Origin of the sequence: Streptomyces sp. Alt3 (assembly GCF_030719215.1) — a bacterium.
In the GTDB taxonomy this organism is placed as follows: Bacteria; Actinomycetota; Actinomycetes; order Streptomycetales; family Streptomycetaceae; genus Streptomyces; species Streptomyces glycanivorans.
On the sequence record NZ_CP120983.1, the window covers coordinates 4,076,526 to 4,092,905 of the forward strand.

Consider the following 16,380-nt stretch of genomic DNA (forward strand, 5'->3'; position numbering starts at 1 on the left):
TCGGCCGGCAGGCGTTTCAGATCGGGTTTCCTGGGCCACGCTCTTGCCATGACCGAACGCCCCGTGGTCAAGCGCACAGCTCGCGTCGTTCTGCTCGACGGCGATGACCTCATCCTGATCAAGCGCACCAAGCCAGGTGTCGACCCGTACTGGATCACGCCGGGTGGTGGCGTGGAGCCGGAGGACGCCACCGTCGTCGAGGCCTTGCACCGCGAGGTCGACGAGGAGCTCGGCGCCAAGGTCGTCGACGTGGTGCCCTGCTTCGTCGACACCGTCGAGCACATCGCCGGCGGCGGCGTCAAAGGCGTGAAAGTGCAGCACTTCTTCGTCTGCCGACTGGCATCGATGGATCTGTCGCGTCGACACGGTCCGGAAATCGACGAACCCTGCGGGGAGTACGAGGTCGTCCGCGTGCCCTTCAGCCGCGTAGGAATCGCAGCCGTACACCTCGTACCCCTGTCGCTTCGGCACTATCTGGACGCCAACATCGAGGGCGTACGGGCTCTGCACGCCCCCGATCTGGGCTGAGGCCCGGTCCAGGAGGAGGTGTACGACTGGCAGGCATGACTGTCGGTCGCACACCCCGGCCGGGAGCCGTCACCACGCCCGACGCCGGATGACCGCCCGATTCGGTCTTGGCACCGCGTTTCACGTGAAACCCGGAGCGGGGGTTTCACGTGAAACCCCGCTTCGACTCGCCTCTCCATCACTGCGATATCGGCACCGAAGCCGTGGCGCCGGACTCGCCGAGGCCGGCGTCTGCGGCCGGCCCGGGAGCGTGTGCCGCAGCCTGACCGCCGGCGACCGTACGGCGCTCGATCGAACCGGAGACCACGGCCAGCAGCAGCGCCGATGCAGCGAGTGCGGCACCGACCCAGTTGGGCGCGGTGTATCCGAACCCGGCCGCGATCACGATGCCGCCGAGCCACGCCGAGAGGGCGTTCCCGAGGTTGAAGGCACCGATGTTGACGGCCGAGGCCAGGGTGGGCGCGCCGGCCGCCTGGTCGAGAACACGCTTCTGGAGCGGTGGCACGGTCGCGAAGCCGAGCGCCCCGATGAGAACGATGGTCACGGCTGCCGCGATCTTGTTGTGCGCGGTCAAGGTGAACAGGGCCAGGACCGTGGCGAGCGCGCCGAGCGACACGTACAGCATCGGCATCAGGTGGCGATCGGCGAACTTTCCGCCGAGCAGATTCCCGCCGACCATGCCCAGGCCGAAGAGGACCAGGAGCCAGGTGACGGATGACGTGGCGAAGCCGGCGGTGTCCGTCATCATCGGCGTGATGTAGGTGATCGCCGCGAAGACACCGCCGAAGCCCAGCACCGTCATCGCCATGGCAAGCAGCACCTGGACGTTGCGGAACGCAGCCAGCTCGTGGCTGATCCGCACTCCCTGAGGTTTCGGCTGTTCCGGCACCAGCTTCGCCACACCGAGGAGACCCAGGACTCCGAGTCCTGCGACAACGAAGAACGTCACGCGCCAGCCGAGATTCTGGCCGATGAAGGTACCCAGCGGGACTCCGACGACGTTGGCGACGGTGAGTCCGGTGAACATCATGGCGATGGCGCCGGCCTTCTTCTCCGGGGCGACCAGATCCGCAGCAACGACCGATCCGATACCGAAGAAGGCCCCATGAGCGAGTGAGGCGATCACCCGCCCGGCAAGCATCACGCCGAAGACGGGGGCGAGTGCGGAGACCACGTTCCCCACGATGAAGAGCCCCATCAGGAGCATCAGCATGCGCTTCCGGGTCACGCGGGTGCCAAGGAAGGTCATCAGGGGAGCACCGAGGACCACACCCAAGGCGTAGCCGGTGACGAGGAAGCCGGCAGTCGGGATCGAGACCTGGAAGTCAGCCGCGACATCGGGAAGCAACCCCATGATCACGAACTCGGTGGTGCCGATACCGAATGCCCCTATGGCGAGGGCGAGGAGCGCGAGCGGCATGGATGTCACTTCCCTAAAGATTGTGTCTGCCCCTTACGAGCGCCCACAATAATTGCAGACGCCTGTTAATTGCAAGCGCGGGCTATTGCATCCGTGCCCTATCCTGGAGGAAAACAGCTCCCGTACGGAGGAGAGACCGTGACCGCGACAGATCCCGCACTGACGTCCCTCGCGCAGAGCTGGTGCGCCCTCTCACTGCTCCACGGGAAGATCGAAGCCCGCATCGAGCGGGCCCTTCAGTCCCGCCACAACCTCAGCGCGCGAGAGTTCTCCCTGCTCGATGTCCTGAGCCGCCAGCACAGCGGGACGGGCGGACACCTGCAGATGAAGCAGGTGGCGGACGCCGTGGTGCTCAGCCAGAGCGCCACCACCCGGCTGGTCACCCGGCTCGAGGACCGGGGGCTGCTCACCCGGTACCTGTGCGACACGGATCGGCGGGGTATCTACACGGACGTCACAGAAGCGGGCCTCACGCTGCTGAGCGAGGCCAGGCCGACCAATGACGTCGCACTCCGCGCAGCCCTCGACGAAGCTGCCGAGAACCCGGAGCTCGCTCCCCTGGTCCGGACCGTCGAGGCGCTGAAGATCCCCGCCTGAGGCAGCGGGTTTGCGTAGTCTGCCGATCATGAGCGATCTCGACATACGTCCCGCAGCACTCGCTGACATCCCCGCCGTCGTGGCCATGCTGGCCGACGACCCGCTGGGCGCGCAGCGCGAGTCACCGGACGACCTCGTCCCCTACCGATCCGCTTTCCGACGGATGTGCGACGACCCGAATCAGCATCTGGTCGTGGCCGTGCGCGAGGACCAGGTCGTGGGAACCCTTCAGCTCACCGTCATTCCCGGTCTGTCCCGACGCGGCGCGACGCGCTCGGTCATCGAAGGCGTCCGAGTCCATGCCGAAGAGCGAGGCAGTGGGCTCGGCACCCAGCTGATCCAGTGGGCAGTCGACGAATCCCGCCGCCAGGGTTGCCAGCTGGTGCAGCTGACGTCGGACAACACGCGTACCGACGCCCACCGTTTCTACGAGCGGCTCGGTTTCACCGCAAGCCATGTCGGGTTCAAACTCGCCCTCTGAGCCAGGGATCTCCGGGCAGTTAGGCACCTCGGGAGGTATCGCGTGTACCACATCGATGACGAGCAGCGCCGGATCAGGCTCGGCCGGCGGCATCTGCTCGTCCCCTCCGACCGGGCCACCTCCGTCGTCGCGGTGGCTGACGCCGTCGTCGCGCTGCACGCGACCGATGCCGCGACGGTCTTCCTCTCCGCCTGTGCACGGCTCACTGCCCCCGACGTGGGCGCGGTGGAGCGAGCGCTCTACGAGGACGTCTCACTGGTGCGGCTCCTCTCCATGCGGAACACCTTGTTCACCATGTCCAGGGCCGTCGCACCTGCCGTCGATACGTCGAATGCGCGGCGCGTGGCAGCCAAAGAGCGCCAGAGGCTCCTCAAGCAACTGCGGGAAGACGGCAACGGGCTGGACGAGCGGTGGCTCGCCGATGTCGAGCAGCAGACGATCGCCGCTCTGGCCCCGCGCGGTCGCGCGACTGGGAGCGAGCTTTCAGCAGCCGTACCGGCACTGCGCACCAAGATCACGGTCTTCCCCGGAACGAAGCAGGAGACGGTGCAAGGCGTTGCCTCCCGGGTGATTCGGGTGCTGGCCGCAGATGGCCGTATCCGAAGGGACCTGCCACGCGGCTCCTGGACCTCCAGCCAGTTCCGCTGGACGGCTGCGGAACCGTGGCCCGCATCGGATCCTGCACAGGCCCGGGTGGAAGTGGCCCGGCGCTGGCTCCGTTCATACGGTCCCGCGACCGAAGGGGATCTCAAATGGTGGACCGGCTGGGGTGTCCGCGAGACGCGCGACGCCTTGGCGGCGATCGCCCCGGAGGAAGTACTGCTCGACAGCGGGGCCGTCGGCTGGGTCGTCCCGGGGGATCTCGCCGTGGAGCCTCCCCCTGAGCCCTGGGCGGCTCTGCTGCCCGCCCTCGACCCCAGTGCGATGGGCTGGGCCGATCGCACATTCCAGCTGCCCTCGAATCACCGTGCCGCCCTGTTCGACCGCTCGGGAAACATCGGCCCCACGGTGTGGTGGAACGGTGGGATCGTGGGTGGCTGGGCTCAGAGCACCAACGGTGAACTGGTGTGGCGCCTGCTGTCCGACGTGGGCAAGGAAGCCTCGGATCTCATCGGGTCCGAAGCATCGCGGATGTCGGCGTGGATGGGTGACGCCCGGATCACTCCACGCTTCCGCACGCCTCTGGAACGCGAACTGACAGCCTGATTCTTCGCCAACTCGCGAGCTGATGACCTGTTGCTCCACGGAAGAGGTCGACCAGGCGTTCCGTGTTTCACGTGAAACGCCGGGTCTCGCCCTGGTCTCGCTCTTGATCACGCTCTCCTCGTGCGCTCGTCGTGCGCTTCGGAGCGCTTTTCGGGGGCTCTTCGGGAGCCCCTCAGAGGTTGAGCCCTCGCCAGCCGTCCGCGTTCACACCACCAGGGATGGCCGCGGTCCGCTCATACGGCTCCCGGGTGAAGACGAACGATCCCAGGTCCAGATGGTCGACCGTGCCGTCATCGGCACGCACCACTTGGAGCGTCTCCCCCGCGTAGTAGCCGTTGAGCCCCACCCACGTACCGTCAGGGCGTGCTCGGAAGCGTGCAGCACGACCGATGCCTCGCAGCGGCTGGAGCTCGAGGCCCCCGTCTACAAGCAGCTTCAGGGCGTGAACCTGGGTACCCCAGTACCAGGGCCCGGTCAATGCCAACAGCTCTTCGTCGACCTCAGGCAGAGGTCGCCAGGGTTCCGGCATCCTCGGTTCCGCATCAGCGACGATCTGAATGAGGTCTCCGGCGACCGTTCCGGTCAAGGGGCCGGAGGTCGCGTTCGAGAGCACGACGGCAGCCACATCGTCCTCGACGCTGAACAACAGTGTCGCCAGGAAACCGGGCAACGATCCGGAGTGCCCGAAGAGCGTGCGGCTTCCACGCCGCAGAACCTGCAGACCGAGGCCGTACGCTCCAGCCCAGTCACCCGTCTCGTGCGGGGCAGCTGGGACACGCATCTCCGCTACCGAGGAGGCACACAGCACCCGCTCATCTCCCTGCGCGAGGAAAGCCGCGAAGCGCAGCAGATCGGTGGTGGTCGACCAGAGCTGACCGGCCGGTGCCATCAGCCCGAGGTCCTCCGCCGGCTCAGGCAGCATGACGTCGGCCCAGGGATGAACGGCCCAGCCTCGGGCATGCGGAGCCCGGGCCTGCTGGGTCGTACGGTCCATCCCGAGAGGCTCCAGGATCTCGCGGCGCAGCACGTCCGCCCAGGATTCGCCCCGCAGTGCCTCGACCAGCGAGCCGAGCAGGGTGTAACCCGGGTTCGAGTAATGGTGTCCGTGACCGGACGGGTGGATCAGGGGCTCATCTCCAAGCACATCCGCCAGTTCCGGACGTGTGGTGCCCGGCGTCCTTTCCCACCAGGGGGCAGGCGTCTCGGCCCCCAGGCCGCCGCTGTGACCGAGCAGCTGAAAGACGGTCACCTGCCCGACGCCCTTGTCCGTGTTCGGGAGGTGTTTCTCGAGGGGATCGTCCAGATCCAGCAGACCTTCGTCGCGCAGGCGCATCACCAACACCGCGGTGAACGTCTTGGTGATGGAGCCGATCCTGAACTGTGTTTCCCCATCGGGTTCATGGCCGTCCACACAACTGCGCGCACCACTCCACGCGATCTCTCCGTCCCGTCGCACCGCGGCAACAAGGGAGGGGGCCCGGCCTTCGGATTGCGCCGTGGCGACACGATGGAGCAGAGCGCGCCGGGTGCTGGGGAGCAGAACTTCGGAAGTGGTCATGCCCAAGGATGACCTGCTCGGCCATGACCTGACGACCGGTTTCACGCCCGGCGGCCCCCGGCGTCACCGTGTACGCCCGCTGCCTCTCACGCTCACCCGCCGGTGCTGCCTGCCGGCCCGGACCGACCCGACCCGGCGCCGCGGGCCTTGTCGGAACAGCCCGGCTTCGTGACATCCCTCAAGCGGGTGCGGTAGGCCGATGGCCTCTCAGCCCCGGTCTGCGTCGTCCGCTGAGTAAGGAAGCGGGGGAAACAGTCGGGTGATGCGGGTCACCGTCGAGCGCCGTCGGGCGGAGCCGGAGGCATTGCCGCGGTCCTGACAAAGCGCGAGTGCCCGTCGGCCGAGGTTCGCGATGGGGAGCCTCTGCGACGTATCCGTGACAAGCGAGCTGCCGTACGCGCAAGGAGCAGAGGACGGAGCCGCAGCCCAACCATGAGGCGGCTTCGGTCGCTGTGACGGTGCCGCCTTCGGCGAGCAGTTGTCCAGCAAGGCAGTGCGAACGCCGTGCTCACGCAGCTCCTCGTCGACACGGGCTACCGGGTCGCCCGGGGGGTTGGCGTCATCTTCAGTCACTTCGTATTCCGTCGACCGACGAGTCCGCCTGCAAGGCCGCCCCGTGAACACGGGTAAGGGTCTGCCGTTGCGGTGGCCTGCGCATCTCAGCTCAGTGCCGGGCACGACTTCGGATCCGGTACCGACCGCGAGGTTCCGACACGAAATCCGAGGCCGGCACATGCGACGTGTAGGTTCTCAGCCGCTGTGTCATGTGGCAGCGCGGTGACCTGGACGTTTTCAGGCTGTCTCACGTCGTGTCGCCTGCTTCCTGTCTCAGCTTCGTGTCACTTCCTCAAGCGGGTGCAGAAGGCCGAACGGCTCCTCAGCCCTGGTCCGCGTCGTCTGCTGTGTGAGGAAGCAGGGGGAACAGTCGGGTGATGAGGGCCACCGGTCGAACACCGTCGGGCCGAGCCAGGGGGCGTTGTTCGCGGTCCTGGTAGGGCGCGAGCGCCCGTCGGATCACGTTCGCGACTCGGCTCATCTCTTCGGGTGTCAGGTAGGCGACGGCGCTGAAGGCTTCGTCGTGGCGCCATTCAGACGGCGCTTCATCCCGCTGAGTCAGCCATCGCTGCCAGCTCTCGTCCTCCAGCCCACGGGCCAAGTCGCCGAACTGCTCCTCCGCCATGGAACCGTCGGCAGCGGGGGTCCTCAGCCGCCATGGACGTGCGCGGCCGCCTTGGTGAGGGGCCTCGTCGATATATCCGTGGCGTGCGAGCTGGCGTAGGTGGAACGAGCAGAGGCCAGAGCTGTAGCCCAGCCGGGAGGCGGCTTCGGTGGCTGTGACGGTGCCGACTTCGGCGAGCAGGTCCAGCAGGGCTGTGCGGACGTCGTGCTCACGCAATTCTTCGCCGGTGCCGGCTGCATGGTCGCCTGGGGTGTTGACATCATCTTCAGTCACTTTGCAAAGTCTGCTACTTTGCAAAGCCCTTGGCAAGCAGTAGCTCTGCTGAAGGCATCAGCTGCGGTGACCTCCGTGGCATCTGTGGCATGCACAAAAGGAGACAGCCATGTCTGTTCGTGACGAGCGATCCCGTTCCGCCGATCGACGAGTCCGCGTGCAAGGCCGCCCGGTGGACACCTATCCGGCTCTGCCACCGGAGGCGGGACGGGGTTCGGTTCGCAGAGTCACGGTGGTCGGTGAGGAGGTGCTGAGCCGTCCGTGCCGGGAGGTGACCAAGTTCGGGACTCCGGAGTTGTCGGCGTTAATCGACGACATGTTCCTGACCATGTATGTGGCCGACGGCGCCGGCCTTGCTGCCAACCAGGTCGGCGTTGACCTGCGACTGTTCGTGTATGACTGCCCGGACGACTATGGGATCCGGCATGTCGGTCACATCATCAACCCCGTCCTGGACCTGCTCGATCCCGGGAGTCGGCGGCTGGTTGACGAATTCGAGGGCTGCCTGTCCGTGCCCGGTGCCACCTTGACGGTTCCCCGCACCGATCGTGCTGTCGCCCGTGGGGTCGACAAGGACGGCAACCCTCTCGTCATCGAGGGGCTGGGGTACTTCGCCCGGTGTCTGCAGCACGAAACCGATCACCTCGTGGGCCACACGTATCTTGATCGACTCTCCAAGCGGGACCGCAAGGACGCGTTGCGGCAGATGGAAGACCGCAGGGAGGAGGTCTTCGCCCAACGCGCGATCAAGACCGCCCGTCTGGGCCAATAAGACGCTTGGCCGCAGCGGCCACCTTCCTGCCGTAGGGCGTGGGCCGCATCCTGCGGCCCCGCTCAGCACGTTCGATCAGGGGTCGGCCCAGGTCCTTTTCGAGCCGGTTGATCTGGGTTGTCAGTGTCGATTGGTGAATACCGAGGGCTCGGGCGGCTTCGGTGACGGTGGAGTAGGGCAGGGCGGCAGCGAAGCGTTCGAGTCGCTGCCAGGCATTTGGGCCGGTCAGAGCGGCGCGCAGGATAGCGGGGGCGTCTGCGGCCTGATCGACGGTGCGAAGGGCGGTGTGGTGGCTGGCTCCGCCGCGAGGACGGAGGGGGATCTTGTGGATGTGAGCCCAGCGGGCCATGTTCGCAGGGCTCATGCCGGTTTCGCGGGCGAGGTCCGGCAGCGTCCGACGGCGGTGGACGTATTGCTCGATGAGCCAGTCCCGTTCGATGGCGCCGCGGCGCTTGTGGTCCTGGGGCCCTCGGAGCGGGATGCCGTACTCCTTGGCGAGGTCGGTCAGCACGCTTCGGGAGAAGCCGGTGAGCTTGGCGATCTGCTGGAGGGACCGGTGTTCGTCGAGGTAGAGCTGGGTGAAGCGCTCTGCCGGGACGGTTTGCCGGGCTTGCTGCCGGATGCGGCCAGTGGCTCTGGCGGCGTTCTTTGTCAGCGGGGTTGCAGGGGCTGGATGTTCGTCGAGAGCATGTCGGATGGCCTCGACGGTCGTGCCCAGGACCTGGGCGGCGTACTGAACAGGGTGCTGCCGTTCTCGGACGAGCTGGTGCAGGCGGGGTAGGTCGACGTGCGCCGGGTCAGGGCCGGGAAGGGAGAGCCCTGCCAGCAAGGTGGTGGGAGGCTGCCAGGCCACGGGCTCGTCGTGGATGTGGTGCGAGGCCAGGAATTCGAGGGCTTCCTGCTGGAGGGCGTGCACAAGTTCAGGGGTCTGAAGCGCGGTGAACCGCAAGGACGTTGCCCGGAACTCTGCGCTGTCGAGACCGCCCAGGTCGTCGGGGGCAGACTCGGCGGGCAGGCCGCTGAGACGTTGGAAGAGCTGACTGCGTGCGATGCGTTCGCGCCGTCCGGTTCCCGGTGGTGTTCCGGTGCGGCGGCAGATCTCCAGCCAGCGGGCATGAGGAAGCAGGCCGGTGTAGTCCAGGAGTCGGCGCCGACCGTAGTCGATGGGGGTGCTGTTGGCATCGAGGTAGTCCGCGAGCCGGTCCAGGGCAGTGGCGATGTCCTGCCAGTGCGGAAGGTCGTCGAGTTCCTGGAGGAGGCGTGACACCTCAGTGCCGCCGATGGTGTCGCCGATCAGCCCGGCTGCCTGGTCCAGGGATGTGCGGCTGTCGGGAATCAGCAGCAGGGCGGCGAGAACGGGGGCCAGAGCCCGCGCATGGATTCCTTCAGGTGGTGCGAGGCGGATCGTCCAGGGCGGCCAGAACATCGTGGGGATCGCCCTGGCTCGCTGCTCGATGTCCTGAGTGGTCCTGGTCGGCCGGCGGGGGGTCTTGGTCGTGATGCGGTAGCGGACGTATTCGCTGGGGCGGAGGGAAGGGGCGAGGGCGGCCAGGTGCACGGACTGCAGCACCGGGCTGATTCCCCTGCCCCAGCTGTCGATGCTGGCCGCCGAGATCTGCGTGAGTTCCTCGCGTACCGCTTCCAACAGGCCCCGCAGGGCCTCGCCGGCCGGGTGGATTCCCGGTTGCTCCAGGATGCTCAGGGCCATGGTGACCGCGACGGCCGTGTCCGCGGCTCGGGGCGGGGCCATGAACCCCGGACGTTCCATGGCCTGTCCGGTGTGCGGGGAGACCGCATCGGTGTTGAGGTGCGCTTCTGCGATATCAGCCGAGATCTGTTCCCGTAGGACAGCTGCGGGAAGGTCGCTCAGGACGCGTATGCCCAAGGCCCGAATATCCGCCAGCACCGCCGATGCTGGCTGGGGAGAGGTCCGGTATGGGCCGAAGGCAGCCGTTGCCCCGTCAATGATCTCCATCACTCGGTCCTGCGCCATGAGAACTGGATGGCCAGGAGGCAGGAGAAGCGTCGAAACGCGGGTCAGATCAGTGCCGCAGCCAGCCGAAAACGGGCGGGTGGGGCGGGTCGGTGGATTGCCGCAGAATTCAGACTGAGGGACGGACCAGCCGGAACGGGGCCGCTGCCGCGGCACCCTCCCGCAGTGCGGGCAGCAGTCCGCCAGCAGTCTGCAGTGCCGGGTGCAGGCGAAGGAGAAACCCAGCCTCCAGGACAATTGCCAGCGCCCACCACTGGCAAGAAGGCACTCTGGGCAGAACCGGGATCCCCCTCCGCGGCCCCAAAGGACGTGCCGTGACACGGCCCGGCCCCCGGCACTCATGTGGAGGGCCCGTCCGTCGTAGTGCGCCAGGGTCAGGGCAGCGATTGTCTCCAGGGACGTCCCGGTGGCGTGTGCGACAGCATTGGTCCGCTGTTCGTCGAGGACGATCGTCCAGTCTGCCGGGATACCCCGGAACTGGTTTCCGGGCTGGTGCCGGACCGGGAAGCCAAGGTGCAGCAGGACATCACCGAGTGCGGTGTCCATCCGCCTGGCCGTCGCCTCCAGCCATGAGTCCAGGGCCTCGCCCGGCAGTGGAGGCAGCCGGATCGGCAGGGTGCGGACCGGCGTTCTCATGCGGGTCGTCGGCTCCGGGGGCGCGGACGGCTGGTCAGCCGATTCTTCTCTAGCGCGGCCTGAAGTTCGAGACGGGCAGCCTCAGATGCCTCGTCGTTCTTCACCCGGTCCATTAGCTCCTGGTCAAGACGTTCGGCGCCGGTGCGAACCGCCCGCTGGCAGCTGCGGTTGATCAGCGTCATCAGCGAGCCGATGTGCCCGGTGCTGCGGGCGAAGAGGTAGTCCGACAGATCGTCCGCGACCATGCCGGGGTGCTTGTCAGTGAGCACCACCCGCTGTTCGAGGGCCAGCAGCATCTGCCGCCATTCCCGACGCCCGGCCTCCGTATCAATGGTGAACGGGCGAAGCCCGAGGCGAGTGGTGCGGCGGCCGGTCTGAGCCAGAGCGGTGTCGCGCCCGTTCGTTCCTTCGCCGAACAGGCCCTTCTTCGCGAGCTCGACTCCCACCATCAGCAGCGTCACCGGGAACTCGTTGGCGATCCACTTCAGGTGGTTGCTCACCTCGATTCCGCTCTTCTGTCCCCATTTCAAAAAGTGCAGATCGTCCAGAACCACCAGTCGGACATCGCAGGACAGTACGCAGTCCAGCACCCGCCGGCCGAACTGGGCGGTGGTGCCCCGCATCTGTCCGGGGTGGCCGAAGAACTCCAGCATGGCCCGGTTGAGGTCCTTCATTCCGGTGTTCCCGGTCAGCCCGACCCGGCAGACGGGGATCCGCTCGTGCCCCTGGCTCGTGAACGTGCCTGATTCCTCGATCTCCCGCTGGTGGAAGTCGCGGGCGAAGGCCAGCACGGAGGTCGTCTTGCCCAGCCCCGGGAACGCGTCGACGGCCACCGCGCCCTTGGCCTTGTCGCCGTCCTGCTCGTTGCTGTCGACGATGTCCCATAGGTCTTCGTGGAGCTCTGTCAGTTGCGGCGTCTTGACCGGGCCGATGTTCGCGTGCCACTGGCGGCGCTGGCGGTCGTAGTCCGTGCGCGCCTGCGTGGGCAGGGACTTCAGCTGCTTTCGGGTCAGCAGGTCGGGCCGGCTGCGGCGAGGGCTCTCGGCGAATGCCTTGAAGTCTTCCTTCCGCGACAAGGCAAGACTGCCTGGCTGCGGAACGCTGCCGTCGTTCACACGTCCCCCAGGGCATCGGCGTAGAAGTCGTCCTCCCCGGCGAGGTCCTCCAGATCAGCCTCGTCGGCATCCCCTGTCTCCGTCACCACGTCGGGCTCCCGCAGTTCCGCAGTCTCCGCATCCTGGCCAAGGGCCTTGCGTACGGACGGAAGCGAGACAACCGTCTCCGTATCGCCCGCCGCCGGAAGCTCGATAGCTGCCTGCTCACGCGAGAGCCGCAGGGCCATGCGCCGCTCGGCAATCGTGGTGCCCAGCCCGAGGTTCCACCGCTCCAGCAAGTCAGCAACGGCAAGCCGGTCGTCTGGGAAGCGGTACTTCGAAGCAGCCAACTGCCGGGCGAACGTCAACGCGTCCTCGCTCAAAGGCATCTCGGCCGACGGTGCGTGCTCCCACACCAGCGTGTGCCAGGCACGGGTGGCCGGATTGCGGAAGTAGATCCGGGTGATGTCGTCGGGGTCCACCTGGAAGGGCCAGCCGTTCTTCACCGGCCCGTCATAGGGACTCTGGATTCCCGGCTCCGGCAGTCCGGAGCCGCTGTAGCGGCGGCGGCCGATCTCGACCCCGTAGTGCTGGACCGTGCGCCACTTCGTCTGCAGGAACTCAAAAGCCAGATCCCGGTCGCGGGGTGCTTCGATGTAGCCCGCCCGGGCCATGCCGTGCTCGAACATCTTCGCCGGAGACATCCGCAGACCCGGCAGACCCGGATCGACGAGACCGGAGTGCGGCCTGCAGTGATAGACCGTCGCAGTCCACTCCCGGATAATCGCTTCCAGCTCGTCGAGGAAGAAGAACGCGTCGTCCTCCGGGCTCTCGCCCCGCGAGTGGATGTCGGGCCCCTTGTAGCCGGGCAGCACCTGCAGCAGCCCCTCCCTCAGGGTCCGGAAGTAGCGCTCGACCGGCCCCTTGTCGCGGCCCGTCCGGAGCCGGGCCGGCTGGATGGAGATGCCCATCCGTCGGCAGACGCTGGTCAGATGCTCCGAGACGTAGACCTTGCCGTGGTCGACGACCAGCGTCTCGGGAACTAGAGGCGGCGAGGCCAGCCCTGGTCCGGTGGCGCCTTCGACATCGACCAGGACGGTGCGGGGGATGCCGTGCTCGGGCCAGACCGCGTGCCGCGGCCAGTCCCGCCCCGCCGGCCTCGGCCGAAACGACTGGAACAGCACCGCGCTGACATCCACCGCCTTCGTCGAGACCGGAGTGAGCCGGATCCCCGTGATGCAGCGGGTGTACCAGTCCATCCCGATGCTCAACTCGGCCTGTACCCACTTCAGGGTCAGCGGGTCGAACGCGAAGACGTCCAGTCGGGTGGAGTCCATCAGCAGGTACTCGCCCGGCCGGGTCGGCCGCAACTTGCCGTACGGACCCTCCGGCCGACCGGCGATATCCCGATTGCGCTTCGTACTCAGCCGGAACAGTGGATGGCGTTGCTCCAGCTCCTCCAGCAGCCGAAACGCCGTCGCCCGACTCGGTTGCGGCACCGCCCCCTCGCCGAACCGCGCGATCACCCGAGCTCGGGTTCGATCGATCACCATCGTCCGCGACGGCTTCGACTGGTCGGCGTGCTCGACCATCACCTCCACCGCGGTCTCCACCCACCGGTCATCGACCGAGGTCTGTGAACGCTCCGACCGCAACCTCCTCGGTGCAAGCCCGGCCTCGCCATGCTGGAGAAACCCAGCGACCCAGCGCTCAATGGTCCGGATCGTCACGCCAAGTTCTGTCGCCTTCGCTGCCTTCCTCGCCTCCATCGGCACGGCCGTGGCATAGGCGGCTTTCAGCTCGTCATCGGCCGCCAACTCCCCGCTGCCGGAGCGATAACCGGTCAGCACCTCGCGGACGTGTCCAGCTCGCTCCAGGACTTTCTGTCTCTCCTCCGCATCGAGCTGACCGAGGACCACGGAGGCGACCTCGCCTTCGTCATCCGCGGACGGTCCCGGGCCATCAGGACTGATCGCTGCGCGGTCAGAGAACAGCAGTTCCTTGAGCGACAGCCGCAGAAGCCGCCCGTGGCCATCCTTCAGAACTACTTCGTTGCCCGCCGTGGTCGCGGCCATCTCCACAACCTCGACGGATTCCCCGTCGTAGCGGAAGCGAGTACCAACTCCGACTCGATTCGCCGCCCTGCTCACGCTGACCTCCGCAGGATGTGCGAAGGGCCGAGGGGCCGGTCGAGATCGGTTACGAAATCCTGCGTCCAGAGCAAATGGTGGATAGCCGAACGGACTTGAGGTTCTGGATGATCCGGCAGACACCCCGTGGCCGGTCCCAGAAGGAGCCCGTCGAGATCAGCGTCCCGCAGCGCGTCCAAAATCTCGGGGTTGAACAGCCAATCCCTGCGGTAGCCCGCGAGGAACCGGATGTTCTCCAGCTCTGCGGCCGGAGGCTCACTCCAGACCTCGTACTTCCAGCCCCGCGCTTCCACCGCCCTACGGGTCCAGGTGAAGGTGAATGCCACCTCCGGCTTGGACAACCGCTGCAGCGGCTTGACGTCGACCACCACCGGCACCTGCCTGGTGAGCAGGAGATAGTCCGGGATGTGCCAGGCGCACCTTCCCCTCCAGCACCGTCTGCAGCAAAAAGGGCTGGGCCACGATGGCGCGTACGGACGGATCAAAATCGGCGAAGAGCAGACGCGACAGCTCAAGTCGTGACTCGTAGATCACGTGGTCGCGCGTAGTCGCCGACCAGTAGGTACCCGAGTAGTGCTTCTGGTCCCTGTACCAGCGGAACGTCCGCCACGGATGAGCCGTCTGCAGCGCCGCCAGCGCCACAGACGCCCAGGAACGCTCTTCAACCTCGCCACCGTGCCCACGAAAGCTGACCGTTGCTTCCATCCCCACTCCCGAGTTGGAGTTGCCCCCCCCCCCCGGCAGCACGATGCTCCCGCCAACACGCCGACGGGAGCACACCAGCAACGCCTTCACCCGAATGAGGTACTGCAGCGACCTGCAAATCTCAGGTCAGTGTCGGATCCGACTTCTATCCGACATCGGCCATGAGATTCCGACACGAAATTTGAGACCCTACAACAGTGCCTCAGGTCTGGGCCATGTCGACAAAGCGGGAGTAGTGGCCCTGGAAAGCAACGGTGATCGTCGCTGTCGGGCCGTTACGGTGCTTGGCCACGATCAGATCCGCCTCGCCCGCACGCGGTGACTCCTTCTCGTACGCGTCCTCACGGTGCAACAGGATCACCATGTCGGCATCCTGCTCGATGGAGCCTGATTCACGCAGGTCGGAGACCATCGGCTTCTTGTCCGTGCGCTGCTCGGGTCCACGGTTCAGCTGGGAGAGCGCGATGACCGGCAGCTCCAGCTCCTTGGCCAGGAGCTTGAGGTTTCGGGACATGTCCGAGACCTCCTGCTGACGGCTCTCGGCCCGCTTGGCTCCGCCGGACTGCATCAGCTGCAGGTAGTCGATGACCACGAGCTTGAGATCGTTGCGCTGTTTGAGACGACGGCACTTCGCCCGGATCTCCATCATGGACAGGTTCGGCGAGTCGTCGATGTAGAGCGGGGCAGCTGACACATCCGGCATCCGCCTGGCGAGCCGCGTCCAGTCCTCGTCGGTCATGGTGCCGGAACGCATGTGGTGGAGAGCCACGCGTGCCTCGGCCGACAGAAGACGCATCGCGATCTCGTTCCGCCCCATTTCGAGGGAGAAGATCACACTGGGCAGATTGCTCTTGATCGAGCACGCGCGGGCGAAGTCCAGGGCCAGCGTGGATTTACCCATCGCAGGTCGGGCCGCGATGACGATCATCTGGCCGGGGTGCAGGCCGTTGGTCAGGGCGTCGAGGTCGGTGAACCCGGTCGGTACACCGGTCATCTCTCCACTGCGGGACCCGATGGCCTCGATCTCGTCGAGAGCCCCCTCCATGATGTCGCCGAGCGGCAGGTAGTCCTCGCTGGTGCGCTGCTCCGTGACGGCGTAGATCTCGGCCTGCGCCGAGTTGACGATCTCGTCGACGTCGCCGTCGGCCGCGTACCCCATCTGCGTGATCTTCGTACCGGCCTCGACGAGACGCCGGAGCACCGCGCGCTCGTGAACGATCTCCGCGTAGTACGAAGCGTTGGCGGCGGTCGGCACCGACTGGACCAGCGTGTGCAGATACGGCGCTCCACCGACCTTGGTGATCTCACCGCGCTTGACCAGCTCGGCCGCAACCGTGATCGGGTCGGCCAGGCTCCCCCTTGGCGTAGAGGTCGAGGATCGCCGTGTACACGGTCTCGTGCGCGGGGCGATAGAAGTCATGGCCCTTGATGATCTCGACGACGTCCGCGATGGCGTCCTTGGAGAGCAGCATTCCACCGAGCACCGACTGCTCGGCATCCAGGTCCTGCGGAGGCACCCGCTCGAAGCCGGACGACCCGCCGTCCCAGCCGCTCTCCCGGCCACGCTCGTGCTGCTCCTCGCGCCCCTTGCCCTCTCCGCGGCGCTGACGGGAAACAGGCAGACGGTCGCTGGGACCGACATCGGCCCAGGGGTCGTCCAAAGGCTCGGGAATGCTCACCGGGCCACCTCCTCCCGTCCGCTTCGCGGACCTAGCCGTGCCACTCTTTCTTACGGCACGGCACCGACAAACAAGACGCCCGACTCCGGTTCCGGCGCGTCAAGTTCT

Annotated in this window: 12 protein-coding genes and 2 pseudogenes; 5 read left to right on the top strand and 9 right to left on the bottom strand. The window is 66.8% G+C overall.

What is annotated here, in order from left to right:
• Positions 1 to 48: 48 nt before the first annotated feature.
• Positions 49 to 528 carry an NUDIX domain-containing protein gene (locus P8A20_RS17930; protein WP_147958549.1) on the top strand — a complete coding sequence of 160 codons (480 nt, stop codon included), beginning with the start codon at positions 49 to 51 and terminating at the stop codon, positions 526 to 528.
• A gap of 178 nt (positions 529 to 706) precedes the next feature.
• Here the strand turns inward: P8A20_RS17930 and P8A20_RS17935 are convergent, their stop codons facing one another.
• Positions 707 to 1,948 (bottom strand): MFS transporter, encoded by a 1,242-nt coding sequence (locus tag P8A20_RS17935; RefSeq protein WP_306103858.1) that lies wholly within the window; start codon positions 1,946 to 1,948, stop codon positions 707 to 709.
• Positions 1,949 to 2,086: 138 nt separating this feature from the next.
• Here P8A20_RS17935 and P8A20_RS17940 point away from each other — a divergent pair, with 138 nt between their 5' ends.
• The 3 genes from P8A20_RS17940 to P8A20_RS17950 are packed head-to-tail and all read left to right on the top strand — an operon-like array spanning position 2,087 to position 4,232.
• Positions 2,087 to 2,545, top strand: coding sequence for a MarR family winged helix-turn-helix transcriptional regulator (locus P8A20_RS17940; RefSeq protein WP_147958551.1), 459 nt, complete (start codon positions 2,087 to 2,089; stop codon positions 2,543 to 2,545).
• A gap of 28 nt (positions 2,546 to 2,573) precedes the next feature.
• Positions 2,574 to 3,026: a GNAT family N-acetyltransferase gene (locus P8A20_RS17945; RefSeq protein ID WP_147958552.1), complete on the top strand. Its 453-nt coding sequence runs from the start codon at positions 2,574 to 2,576 to the stop codon at positions 3,024 to 3,026.
• 42 nt (positions 3,027 to 3,068) lie between these two features.
• Positions 3,069 to 4,232 carry a winged helix DNA-binding domain-containing protein gene (locus tag P8A20_RS17950; protein ID WP_306103859.1) on the top strand — a complete coding sequence of 388 codons (1,164 nt, stop codon included), beginning with the start codon at positions 3,069 to 3,071 and terminating at the stop codon, positions 4,230 to 4,232.
• Between the two features lie 172 nt (positions 4,233 to 4,404).
• Here the strand turns inward: P8A20_RS17950 and P8A20_RS17955 are convergent, their stop codons facing one another.
• Positions 4,405 to 5,790 (bottom strand): serine hydrolase domain-containing protein, encoded by a 1,386-nt coding sequence (locus tag P8A20_RS17955; RefSeq protein ID WP_306105165.1) that lies wholly within the window; start codon positions 5,788 to 5,790, stop codon positions 4,405 to 4,407.
• 877 nt (positions 5,791 to 6,667) lie between these two features.
• Complete coding sequence (locus P8A20_RS17965; protein ID WP_306103860.1) at positions 6,668 to 7,243, bottom strand: winged helix-turn-helix domain-containing protein; 576 nt, start codon at positions 7,241 to 7,243, stop codon at positions 6,668 to 6,670.
• Positions 7,244 to 7,352: 109 nt separating this feature from the next.
• Here P8A20_RS17965 and def point away from each other — a divergent pair, with 109 nt between their 5' ends.
• Positions 7,353 to 8,015: a peptide deformylase gene (gene def, locus P8A20_RS17970; protein WP_306103861.1), complete on the top strand. Its 663-nt coding sequence runs from the start codon at positions 7,353 to 7,355 to the stop codon at positions 8,013 to 8,015.
• Here the strand turns inward: def and P8A20_RS17975 are convergent.
• The 6 genes and pseudogenes from P8A20_RS17975 to dnaB form a co-directional block, all read right to left on the bottom strand.
• Positions 7,990 to 9,900: a helix-turn-helix domain-containing protein gene (locus tag P8A20_RS17975; RefSeq protein ID WP_306105166.1), complete on the bottom strand. Its 1,911-nt coding sequence runs from the start codon at positions 9,898 to 9,900 to the stop codon at positions 7,990 to 7,992. The two genes, def and P8A20_RS17975, sit on opposite strands and share 26 nt — an antisense overlap.
• 303 nt (positions 9,901 to 10,203) lie before the next feature.
• Positions 10,204 to 10,644: pseudogene (locus P8A20_RS17980) on the bottom strand (TniQ family protein); the annotation flags it as partial.
• Positions 10,641 to 11,759: an AAA family ATPase gene (locus tag P8A20_RS17985; protein WP_306103862.1), complete on the bottom strand. Its 1,119-nt coding sequence runs from the start codon at positions 11,757 to 11,759 to the stop codon at positions 10,641 to 10,643. The gene P8A20_RS17985 and the pseudogene P8A20_RS17980, both read right to left, overlap by 4 nt.
• Entirely contained in the window at positions 11,756 to 13,888 is a 2,133-nt protein-coding gene (locus P8A20_RS17990; protein WP_306103863.1) for a TnsB C-terminal domain-containing protein, read from the bottom strand. The genes P8A20_RS17985 and P8A20_RS17990 overlap by 4 nt, the downstream gene beginning before the upstream one ends.
• Positions 13,885 to 14,403 (bottom strand): TnsA-like heteromeric transposase endonuclease subunit, encoded by a 519-nt coding sequence (locus tag P8A20_RS17995; RefSeq protein WP_371934404.1) that lies wholly within the window; start codon positions 14,401 to 14,403, stop codon positions 13,885 to 13,887. Before P8A20_RS17995 ends, P8A20_RS17990 begins: the two co-directional genes overlap by 4 nt.
• Positions 14,404 to 14,795: 392 nt before the next feature.
• Positions 14,796 to 16,272 (bottom strand): annotated as a pseudogene (dnaB, locus tag P8A20_RS18000) (replicative DNA helicase).
• Positions 16,273 to 16,380 lie beyond the last annotated feature (108 nt).